Here is a 2,048-nt window from a genome sequence, read left to right on the forward strand (position 1 = left end):
CGCCGAGGAAGGTCTCGACCCGCAGGATCGACTGCTCGACCGGGGACTTGTGCGCCAGCACGGCGGCAAAGCCGGTCAGCGCCTCGCGCGCGGTGGGATCGAGGCTCAGGACGCGCGCCAGCTCGATATGGGTGTTGAAGCCGATGAAGACCGCGGCCAGGCCGACCAGCGAATGCATGGCGGCGACCAGCTGCGGCATCTCGGTCATCTGCACGCGGGTGGCGACGATCCAGCCGATGACGCCGCCGACCGCGACCAGGATCAGCGACAGCAGCCACAGGCCCGAACCGGGGCCGATCAGCGTGGCGGCGACGGCCAGCGCCATGCCCACGATGCCGTACCAGACCGCGCGCTTGGCGCTTTCCTGGCCCGAGAGCCCGCCCAGCGACAGGATGAACAGGATGGCCGCGACGACATAGGCGGCGGTGGTGAAACCGAATTCCATTGCGCCGGCCTCCTCAGGATTTCTGGAACATGGCGAGCATCCGGCGCGTGACCAGGAAGCCGCCGAAGATGTTGATCCCGGCCATGAACACCGAGAGCGCCGCCAGCACGATCACCAGCCCCGAGCCCGAGCCGATCTGCATCAGGGCGCCCAGGATGATGATCGAGGAGATCGCGTTCGTCACCGCCATCAGCGGCGTGTGCAGGCTGTGCGAGACGTTCCAGATCACCTGGAAGCCGATGAAGACCGACAGCACGAAGACGATGAAATGCTGCATGAAGCTCGCGGGCGCCACCAGCCCCAGCGCCAGCATCAGCACGCCGCCGACGACGAGCAGCCCGACCTGGTTGCGGGTCTGGGCCCGGAAGGCGGCGGTCTCGGCCGCGCGGCGCTCCTCGGGGGTCGGCTCCTTCGGCTTTTCCTTGGGCTTCGCGGCGGCGATGGCCGCGACCTTGGGCGGCGGCGGCGGCCAGGTCACGTCGCCGTCATAGGCCACGGTCGAGCCGCGGATGACGTCATCCTCCATGTTCTGAACGATCACCCCGTCCTTGCCGGGGGTCAGGTCCGAGAGCATGTGGCGGATGTTGTTGCCATAGAGTTCAGAGGCTTGCGCGCCCATCCTCGACGGGAAATCGGTATAGCCGATGATGACTACGCCGTTCTCGGTGACGATGCGCGCGTCCGGCACGGTCAGGTCGCAATTGCCGCCGCGCTCGGCCGCCAGATCGACGATGACCGAGCCGGTCTTCATCGCCTGGACCATGTCCTCGGTCCAGAGCTTCGGCGCCGGCCGGCCGGGGATCAGCGCCGTGGTGATGACGATGTCCATCTCGGGCGCGAGCTCGCGGAACTTCTTCAGCTGCGCCTCGCGGAACTCTGGGCTCGAGGGCGCGGCATAGCCGCCGGTCGCGGCGCCGTCCTGGGCCTGTTCGGCGAAATCCAGATAGACGAATTCCGCGCCCATCGATTCGATCTGCTCGGCCACCTCGGGACGGACGTCGAAGGCATAGACCTGGGCGCCGAGGCTGGTCGCGGCGCCGATGGCCGCCAGCCCCGCGACGCCGGCGCCGACGATCAGCACCTTGGCCGGCGGCACCTTGCCGGCGGCGGTCACCTGGCCGGTGAAGAAGCGGCCGAAATTGTTCGCCGCCTCGATCACCGCGCGGTAGCCGGCGATATTGGCCATGGACGACAGCGCGTCCATCTTCTGCGCCCGGCTGATGCGCGGCACCATGTCCATGGCGATGGCGGTGACGCCCTGCTCGCGCGCAAGCTCCAGAAGTTCGGCGTTCTGCGCCGGATAGAAATACGAGATCAGCACCTGGCCGCGCCGCATCGCCTTCAGCTCGGCAGCCTCGGGCGGCCGGACCTTGACCACGACATCGACGTCGGCGATCAGCGCCTGGGCATTCGGCGCGACCGCGACGCCGGCGGCCTGATAGGCGGCGTCCGAAAACCCCGCCCCCGCGCCCGCGCCCGATTCCACAAAGACCTCATGGCCCAGCTTCCTCAGATGCGCGGCCGAGGACGGCGTCACCGCAACACGCGCCTCCCCCTCGTAATTCTCTCTCAATGCGCCGATCTTCACGAGGCGACCTCCCTG

The 2,048-nt window shown here is 68.2% G+C and carries 2 protein-coding genes; both read right to left on the reverse strand.

Annotated elements, in window-relative coordinates:
- Positions 1 to 445, reverse strand: a 445-nt coding sequence (locus E3D03_RS20535; RefSeq protein WP_263568491.1) for an NAD(P)(+) transhydrogenase (Re/Si-specific) subunit beta, incomplete at its 3' end; no start/stop codon positions are given.
- 13 nt (positions 446 to 458) lie between these two features.
- Positions 459 to 2,033 carry a Re/Si-specific NAD(P)(+) transhydrogenase subunit alpha gene (locus tag E3D03_RS20540; RefSeq protein ID WP_263568492.1) on the reverse strand — a complete coding sequence of 525 codons (1,575 nt, stop codon included), beginning with the start codon at positions 2,031 to 2,033 and terminating at the stop codon, positions 459 to 461.
- Positions 2,034 to 2,048: the final 15 nt, after the last annotated feature.

Origin of the sequence: Paracoccus sp. DMF, assembly GCF_004407025.1 — a bacterium.
GTDB classification, from domain to species: domain Bacteria; phylum Pseudomonadota; class Alphaproteobacteria; order Rhodobacterales; family Rhodobacteraceae; genus Paracoccus; species Paracoccus aminovorans_B.